At 67.1% G+C, this 8418-nt stretch carries 9 protein-coding genes; 2 read left to right on the forward strand and 7 right to left on the reverse strand.

What is annotated here, in order from left to right:
• Positions 1-94 precede the first annotated feature (94 nt).
• Positions 95-1042: a methionyl-tRNA formyltransferase gene (locus tag Ahu01nite_RS37040; RefSeq protein ID WP_203841389.1), complete on the forward strand. Its 948-nt coding sequence runs from the start codon at positions 95-97 to the stop codon at positions 1040-1042.
• A gap of 303 nt (positions 1043-1345) precedes the next feature.
• On the opposite strand, the gene Ahu01nite_RS37045 is transcribed toward Ahu01nite_RS37040, so the two are convergent.
• The 6 genes from Ahu01nite_RS37045 to panD all read right to left on the reverse strand — a co-directional run bounded on the left by Ahu01nite_RS37045 (position 1346) and on the right by panD (position 5649).
• Positions 1346-2302: an aldo/keto reductase gene (locus Ahu01nite_RS37045; RefSeq protein WP_203841390.1), complete on the reverse strand. Its 957-nt coding sequence runs from the start codon at positions 2300-2302 to the stop codon at positions 1346-1348.
• Positions 2299-3051 (reverse strand): GNAT family N-acetyltransferase, encoded by a 753-nt coding sequence (locus Ahu01nite_RS37050; RefSeq protein WP_239159442.1) that lies wholly within the window; start codon positions 3049-3051, stop codon positions 2299-2301. The genes Ahu01nite_RS37045 and Ahu01nite_RS37050 overlap by 4 nt, the downstream gene beginning before the upstream one ends.
• Before the next feature lie 48 nt (positions 3052-3099).
• The gene (locus Ahu01nite_RS37055; RefSeq protein ID WP_203841391.1) at positions 3100-3978 is read right to left on the reverse strand and encodes a Sco1979 family transcriptional regulator; all 879 of its coding nucleotides are present in this window, start codon (positions 3976-3978) and stop codon (positions 3100-3102) included.
• Positions 3979-3988: 10 nt separating this feature from the next.
• Positions 3989-4807: an SAM-dependent methyltransferase gene (locus Ahu01nite_RS37060; RefSeq protein ID WP_239159443.1), complete on the reverse strand. Its 819-nt coding sequence runs from the start codon at positions 4805-4807 to the stop codon at positions 3989-3991.
• A 70-nt stretch (positions 4808-4877) separates the two neighbouring features.
• On the reverse strand, positions 4878-5057 hold the full coding sequence (locus Ahu01nite_RS50820) for a hypothetical protein (protein WP_239159444.1): 180 nt from the start codon (positions 5055-5057) through the stop codon (positions 4878-4880).
• Positions 5058-5229: 172 nt separating this feature from the next.
• Entirely contained in the window at positions 5230-5649 is a 420-nt protein-coding gene (panD, locus tag Ahu01nite_RS37070) for an aspartate 1-decarboxylase (protein ID WP_203841392.1), read from the reverse strand.
• A 118-nt stretch (positions 5650-5767) separates the two neighbouring features.
• Between panD and Ahu01nite_RS37075 the strand changes: the two genes are divergently transcribed.
• Positions 5768-6784 carry an ABC transporter substrate-binding protein gene (locus Ahu01nite_RS37075; RefSeq protein ID WP_203841393.1) on the forward strand — a complete coding sequence of 339 codons (1017 nt, stop codon included), beginning with the start codon at positions 5768-5770 and terminating at the stop codon, positions 6782-6784.
• 162 nt (positions 6785-6946) lie between these two features.
• Here the strand turns inward: Ahu01nite_RS37075 and Ahu01nite_RS37080 are convergent, their stop codons facing one another.
• Positions 6947-7837: a hypothetical protein gene (locus Ahu01nite_RS37080; protein WP_203841394.1), complete on the reverse strand. Its 891-nt coding sequence runs from the start codon at positions 7835-7837 to the stop codon at positions 6947-6949.
• Positions 7838-8418 lie beyond the last annotated feature (581 nt).

Below are 8418 nucleotides of genomic sequence, written 5' to 3' on the forward strand. Positions count from 1 at the left end.
TCCCTCCACGGCGGGGCCGTTCTGACCCCGGATTTCGGTTAGCCTAACCTAAGCCCAGACGCTCAAGTCCACGGTGTCGGATGAGGAGATATTCATGCGGGTCGTCATGTTCGGCTTCCAGACGTGGGGGCACCGAACCCTGCAAGCCCTGCTGGATTCGGAGCACGACGTCGCCATGGTGGTAACCCACCCACGCGGTGAAGGTGCTTACGAGAAAGTCTGGTCGGACTCCGTCGAGGAACTCGCACGCGAGGCCGGCGTGCCCGTCATGGTCCGCGAACGGCCGGACGACGAGGAGCTCTACGAAGCCCTCAAACAGGTCGCGCCGGACGTGATCGTCGCCACCAACTGGCGCACGTGGATCCCGCCGCGCATCTTCACACTGCCGGCTTTCGGGACGCTCAACGTGCACGATGCGCTGCTCCCGGCGTACGCGGGATTCTCGCCCCTGATCTGGGCCCTGCTCAACAACGAACCCGAGGTCGGCGTCACCGCGCACATGATGGACGACACCCTCGACGCCGGACCGATCGTCCTGCAGCGCGCCGTCCCGGTCGGCCCCGAGGACACCACCACCGATCTGTTCCACAAGACGCTGGAGCTCTTCGGCCCGATCACCGTCGACGGCCTCGCCGAGATCGCCAGTGGCCGCCGCGACTTCGTCCCCCAGGACCGCTCGAAGGCCAGTTTCTTCCACAAACGGTCCGAGGAAGACATCCGCATCGACTGGACCTGGACCGCCGAGGAGTTGTCCCGCCTGGTCCGTGCCCAGTCAGCGCCGTATCCGCAGGCCTTCTGCTTCCACAAACGGCAGCGCCTGGAGATCATCTCCGCGCGCGTCTCCGAGGCCGTCTACGGCGGCACCCCTGGCCGCATCTTCTACCGCGAGGGCGACGGGGTCGCGGTGGTCGCCGGCGCCGAGGCCCGTCGCGGCCGCAGCAAAGCACTACTGATCACCAAGGTACGCACGGAGGACGGCACCGAGCTGGCCGCCCACGAGTACTTCACCACCATGGGCGGCTACCTCACGAGCCGGCCTTAATCCGCGCCCTCGCCCTGGCCCTAGCCCTGGCCCTCGCCCTCGCCTCGCCCTCGCCCTCGCCCTGGGCCTCGCCCTTGCCCTCGGCTGAGTAGGTGCTCGGGCGGCACTCAGTATTCGCCCCGCGGGTCTTCGGTATCTCCCCGCGGGGCGCTCAGTAACTCCCCCGCGGGTCCTCAGCATCTCCCCCCGCGGGGTCCTCAGCATCTCCCCCCGCGGATTGCTTCGCATCTCCTCGCGAGGACCTGGGCATTTCTCCCCGAGGACCTCGTTACCTCCCCGCGGGGCGTTCAAAGGGTTCGGGCTTCAGTAACGGCCGCCCTCCGGGGCGGGCAGGGCGTTCAGCTCGGCGAGTTCGGCTTTGCCGAGCGTGACGTCCGCGGCGCCGGCGTTGTCGGTCAGATACTTCGGGGTCTTGGTGCCGGGGATCGGCACGACGTAACGGCCCTGCGCGAGCACCCAGGCAAGCGCCACCCTCGCGGGACTCGACCCGATCCGCTCGGCAACCGCCCGTACCTGGCCGACGATCTCCAGGTTGGCGCGCAGCGCGTCCTGCTGGAACCGGGGCAGCCCGCGCCGGAAATCGTCCTGCGGCAGGTCGTCGAAGGACGCGAACCGGCCGGCCAGGAAGCCCCGGCCCAGCGGCGAGAACGGCAAGAAGGCGATGCCCTGCTCCTCGCAGTAGGGCAGCACGTCGTCGAGCGCATCCCTCGTCCACAACGACATCTCGGACTGCACGGACGCCACCGGGTGTACGGCCTGTGCCCGTTTGATCTCCTCGACGCTGACCTCGGAGAGCCCGATCTGGCGTGCCTTACCGGCCGCGACGACCTCGGCCATGGCGCCCCAGGTCTCCTCGATCGGCACGGCGGTGTCGACGCGGTGCAGCTGGTAGAGGTCCACGTGATCGGTACCGAGCCGCTTCAGGCTGTCGTCGATCGACTTGCGGACGTGTTCCGGGCGCCCGTCGCGCACCAGCCCGGCGGTGCTCGCGGAGAGCAGGCCGACCTTGGTGGCCAGCACGGCACGGTCCCGCCACCCGCCGGCCAGGGCCTTCCCGACCAGCTCCTCGTTGGTGAACGGCCCGTACACGTCGGCGGTGTCGATCAGCGTCATCCCGAGATCGAGCGCCTGATGAATCACCGAGATCGATGTCACATCGTCCCGCGTCGCACCCATGTCATAGGCGTGTGTCATCCCCATGCAGCCCAGGCCCACGACGCCGACCTGCGGGCCCTTACTACCGAGTGTTGTGGTCCTCACACCAGTTCCCCTTCGAGCAAGCCCATGGTCAGCTCGTCGAACCACTCCCCGTCCCTGCGGAAGCAGCTGCGAAGCCGACCTTCAACAACAAAGCCCACCTTCTCGTACGCCCGCTGCGCCCGCTCGTTCGCCGCCACGACGGTCAGCGAAATCTTGTGCAGCCGCATCTTGTCGAACCCGTAGTGGCACACCGTGCGCACGGCATCGGTCCCGTACCCCTTGCCCCAGTGGTCCTTCTCACCGATGTAGATATCCATCTCGGCGCAGCCCAGCTCAGGCTCGGCATCCCGCAACCGGATCAACCCGATCAACGTGGCACCAGCAAGCGTCTCGATCCCGAAAAGCACATCCCCGTAAGCGTTCCGCGGCCGCTCCTCCAGCCAGGAACGCGTACGTTCCAGCGGCTGTGCATAGTTCTCATGCATCCACCGCATGACCACCGGATCGTGATTCCACCGCCACAGAGCCTCGGCATCCGACGGCCCCATAGCCCGCAACTTCACTAACTCCCCGAATACATGCACCCAGCGATCTTCACGGCGCCGCCACGCTGCCGCCAGCGACTTTCCCCCGAACAAGCCGGACGGGCAGCGACCAGGACGTAGAGCGAGCCGAACACGCAGCGAACCGAACACGGCGGCGAACCGGACGCGGAGAGAGCCGGAGAACAAGAACCGACGCGGGCCAGGAAACGAAGCAGCTGGCTCCGGAAAGAACACGAAGCGACCGGCGCGGAAAAGAACACGCATCGGTGTCAGCTTGCCGGGCCGGCGCTGGAGGCCGGCCCGGGCAAGTGGTCAGTCCTCGAGGTCGTGCAGGGCCTTCCGGAGGAGCTCCTGGGTACGGTCGGGTTGCTCCGCCTCGATGACCAGGCGGCCCATGGCAGCCGCGTAGTGGTCGACGTCCTCGCGTTTGTCCAGGTAGAGGCCGGACGTCAGGTGCTCGATGTAGACGACGTCGGGCAGGTGCTGGTGGGAGAAGCGCAGAATCGAGAACGCGCCGCCGGCTGCCGCGTGGCCGCCGGATTGGAACGGGATCACTTGTAGCCGTACGTTTCGCTGGGTGGAGACGTTGATCAGATAGCGGATCTGCTCGCGGAGCACTTCACGGCCGCCGATCGGGCGGCGCAGGACCGCCTCATCGATCACCGCCCAGAGTCGCGGCGACTGCTCCTGGGTGAGGAGCTGTTTGCGAGCCATGCGCAGGTCGGCGCGCCGGTCGATCTCATCGGCGGAGGCGGTGCCGTGGCCGAGCATGATGACCGCTCTGGCGTACGCGTCGGTCTGGAGCAGTCCCGGCACGAACTGGATCTCGTACGTGCGGATCAGCTCGGCGGCCTGCTCGAGGTCCAGATAGTTCTGGAACCAGGTGGTGAGCACATCGCCGTACGAGTGCCACCAGCCGGGCGAGTTTGCCTCGCGCGCCAGTGCCAGCAGACGCTCGTGCTCCCCGTCGTCGGTGACCCCGTAGAGCTTGAGCAGGTCGATGACGTCGCGCTCCTTGAACGCGACGCGGCCCAGCTCCATCCGGCTGATCTTGGATTCGGACCCGCGGATCTCGTAGCCGGCCTGGTCGCGGGAGATCCCCGCGGCCAGGCGCAGACTCCGCAGGCGGGCGCCGAGCTGCAACCGGCGGACCGTGGGCCCGCCGTTCTGCTCTGGTGCGCTCACCGGCATGGCTCTCTGGTTACGGCTTGCGCCCGACAACGGCGTACTGGTCGATCTCATTCGCGTTCTCCGCGCCGGGCTCGGGGTGCCAGCGGGTCACCGACACCGCGCCGGGCTCGACGATCTCCAGCCCCTCGAAGAGTCCCACGAACTGCTCGGGAGTACGCAGGTGGTACTTCGGGTTGGCCGAGATGTTCCAGATGCGCACCGCCTCGGTGTTGTCCGGGCTGGTGTCGCTGCCGTCGTACATCGCCACGTAGCTGCCCGACGGCAGGTGGTCGGTGAAGGACCGGATGAGGGTACGCGCCTCGTCGTCGGACTCGATGTGACCGAGAATGCCCATCAGGATGAGCGCAACCGGCTTGTCGAGGTCCAGCGTACGGGCAGCCTCGCCGAGGATTGTCTTGCTGTCCCGGATGTCGGCGTCGATGTAGTCGGTCGCACCCTCGGGACTGGTCGTCAGCAGCGCCCGGGCGTGCGCGAGCACGAGCGGGTCGTTGTCGACGTAGACGATCCGGGAGTCGGGGGCCACCGACTGGGCGACCTCGTGGGTGTTGTCGGCGGTGGGCAGCCCGGTCCCGATGTCGAGGAACTGCCGGATGCCGGCTTCCCCGGCGAGGTAACGCACCGCACGCGCGAGGTACGCCCGGGAGAGGCGTGCGTTCTCCGCGAGCTGCGGCAGACCGGCGATGATCTGGTCGCCCACCTCCCGGTCCACCGCGAAGTTGTCCTTGCCGCCGAGCAGGTAGTTCCAGATCCGTGCCGTCTGAGGCACTGTCGTGTCCAGCTTGGGAATATCACGCTCGCCGCCGCCGGGGGCGGCCGTGCCGTCTGCCACGTGCGCTTCCTTCGGGTTCGTCTGCAACTTGCTCGATCGTCGCGCGCAAGCATAGACCTGTCCACGATGCTCAGTCCGCGTAGTCAGCCGGGTTGAAGACGCGTTCAGCAAGTTCACCCGGAACCTGGGCGACGCCGGGGCCGCCGGCGTCCAGCCATCCGACGACCGCCCCGACCAGGTGATCTTCAAGGACGTCGCCGAGGTGGACCAGGCGGGCGCCGTCGCGGCGGGCGGCGGGGGTCGGGTGCACTACGACCACATTGGACCGTTCACACACGCTCAGGCACTCGCTCACGCGTACCCGATGCCTGTCCCCCACCGCGCCGCGGAAAGCCTCGAGTTGCGCGTCGTGATCGACTTCCGGATGTTTTTTCCTGTCGCCGCAGCAACAGTCCCGGCAGATCGTCAGCGCTCCCATGATCTCAGTGAACCAGAACCTTGCTGGAGATCTGGTCCTCGGAACCCGGCACCGGCTGGGACGGGTCGTTGCCGATCTCGACCAGCTCGTTGCGCTCGTTGACATGGGCCACGCACGGTACGTAGTCGGCGCGCTCGGCCTCGTCGACCTGCTTGAAGCTCATGATGATGACGAGGTCGCCGACGGAGATGAGCCGCGCGGCCGCGCCGTTGATGCCGATCACCCCGGAGCCGGCCGGGCCCTCGATCGCGTACGTGACCAGCCGGGCACCGTTGTCGATGTCGACGACCTGCACCTGCTCGCCCTCGACGAGGTCAGCGGCGTCCATCAGGGTCTTGTCGATGGTGATGGAACCGACGTAGTGCAGATCCGCCTGGGTCACCGTGGCGCGGTGGATCTTGCCGCCGAGCAGGGTCCGCTGCATGTCTGTGGTCCTCCAAAAGGTCCAGAAGGTCGCGGGGCATCCCCCATCGCGAAGCAAAGGTAGCCTAACCTAACCTCACTACCGAGCCAACGGACGACCACCCCCCACAGGAGCACATATGACCCCCCGCAACCGAGGCTGGCGACGGGTCCTCACCGTCGCGGCAGCCGGCCTGCTGGCCATCACGACCGCCACTGCCTGCGCCTCCGATGAGGACGAGGCCGCGACCCCCGCGGCGTCCGGCTCGGCAGCGGCAGCGTTCCCGGTGACCATCGAGCACAAGTTCGGGTCCACCACCATCGAGAAGAAGCCCGAGCGGGTGGTCACGGTCGGCTGGAACGACCAGGACCCGACGCTGGCCCTGGGCGTGGTCCCGGTCGCGACCCGCGAGTGGTTCACCGAGTACCCGACCTACCCCTGGGTGAAGACGGCCCTCGCCGGCAAGCAGCTCCCGACGTTCTCCGCCGAGATCAACTACGAAGCGATCATCAAGCAGAACCCCGACCTGATCATCGCGATCTACGAGACCATCAACCAGGAGACCTACGACAAGCTCTCCCAGATCGCCCCCACGGTCATCCAGTCCAAGCAGTACAAGGACGAGGAGACCCCCTGGGACGTGCAGACCCTGACCATCGGCAAGGCGCTCGGCAAGTCCACCGAGGCCCAGGCCCTGGTCGACAAGGTCAAGGCCAAGGTCGACGAGGCCAAGGCCGCCAACCCCCAGTTCGCCGGTAAGACCCTCGTCGTCGACTTCGGCCCGGAAAAGGGCCAGCACTGGCTCCTCGGCGCCAACGACCCCCGCCGCGCACTCTTCGACGCCCTCGGCTTCGCGGTCCAGACCGAGAAGGACGACGTCAGCGAGGAACGCCTCGACCTGCTAGACCGCGACGTGCTGTTCGTCAACGGCGCGGCCAAGAAGGACATGCTGACCTCCCCCGCCTTCGCCCGCTTGAAGGTCGTCACCGAGGACCGCACCCTTTACACGTCGTTCGAGACGCCGCTCGCCGGCGCCCTGGCATACAGCGGCCCCGACGCCCTGCTCTACGCGCTGGACATCCTGGTTCCGCAGCTCAAGGCCGCCACCGACGGCGACCCCGCAACCCCGGTGACGGACCTCTCCAACCAGTCCTGATCTCACTGCAAGCCAGATCTCACTGCAGCCAGATCTCACTGCAAGCCAGATCTCACTGCACAAGTCAGGGCGGCCGGTTCATCCGGCCGCCCTGACTGTCAGTACGCGCAGAGCTCGCTCGCTAACGCCCCTGCGCTTCGCCAACCTGTTCCCTGGCTCGGGTCAGCCCAGCAGCTTGACCGACTGGATCTTGTTGTTGAAATCGATGTCCCGCAGGTCCGCGATGCCCCCGACGTTCTCGGCGTCCACGGCACCCAGCTCCTTGGACTCCCCGGTGCAGTCCGCCCCGGTCCACACCTTCACCAGCCCGTCGAAAGCGATGGAGGAAGCCGTACCGGGATCGAGAGCATTGACACATCCGCCGTCGGGAGCGGTCGCGGGCTCGATCACCTGCGAACCGGCATCGTCATCGAAGACGTTGAACGAGAACCCGCTGAACAACACGACCCTCTTGGCCGGGATGCTCTCCTGCTTGTCACCCTGCTCCTGCTCGTTGCCCTGCTGGTCGCCCTGCTCGTTGCCCTGCTGGTCGTTGCCTTGCTGGTCATTGCCCTGCTCCGGTGCCGTTGTCGGCTCGGTGGCCTCGACGCCGGCCTTACCGCCGTCCGGTCGTACACCGAACCAGGTGTCACCGACACCCTGGCCCTTCGCGTCGCCGGCCTTGACGTCCTTGGCGAACCGGTAGACCGGCCATCCCTTGACCGTCACCTGCAGCGCCCCGTCGTCACGCTTGACGACACCGACATCCTTCTTGGCCACCCCGGCAATGAAGATCTTTCCCCCGGCCTTGACGGTCACCGGCGGCCACTTCGCAGCGCACTCCCCGTTGCAAGTCGCCTTGGAAGGCTTGGCCGTGTCCTCATCGAAGCGGTAAAGAGTCAGCCCGGCCCCGTTCACAAGAATCTTGCCCAGCCCCTCAAGCCTGGTCGCCGTCAGCTGAACCCACTTCTGCGCTTCCTCAGCAGCATCCCCGGTCACGACCCCACCCTTGGGCGCGGCCCAGTCCCCGGTCCCAGCCGCGGCATTGCTCGTCTTGGCCGTCCCGGCCTGCATGGCAAGCCCCGCAGCAGCATCAGCAAACGCCTCGCCAGAACCCACCTCGGCGCTCGCAGCTGCACTCGGCGCAGGCGCCCCTGAAGTCGGCGCGGCCGGAGAATCGTTCCCACACCCAGCCAGCAGCAGCGCACTCCCCGCAGCAGCCGCGGCAAATGAATGCATTCGCGAGGATCGCATAACTGCGCCCCTTCCGTGATCAATCGAAACCGTATGCCCTCCACACGGGCAGCTCCCCGGATCGGTTCACCACAGCCCGCCGCCTCCCCGGCCCGCCCCGATGTCAACCGCGGCCCGCAGTCCTGGCCTGCGATGCAGGCCTCCTGGCCCGACCTGGTCGGCCTCGTTCCGTCGGCCTCGTTCCGTCGGCCTCGTTCCGTCGGTCTGCTTTGTCGGCCCGGCGTTCTCGGCCTGCCTAGTCGGGCTATGTTGCTGGACCCGCACTTCACGGCTTGCCTTGTCGGACCGCGTTGAAGGCCCTGCGTTTTCAGCCTGCTTTCGGCCTGCCTTGTCGGTCTTTGTTGCTGGACCGCTTTGCCGACCAAGGCTCGTGCGTCTCGCAAGCACTGACCAACGGCGCG

Origin of the sequence: Winogradskya humida (genome assembly GCF_016862215.1) — a bacterium.
Classification (GTDB): domain Bacteria; phylum Actinomycetota; class Actinomycetes; order Mycobacteriales; family Micromonosporaceae; genus Actinoplanes; species Actinoplanes humidus.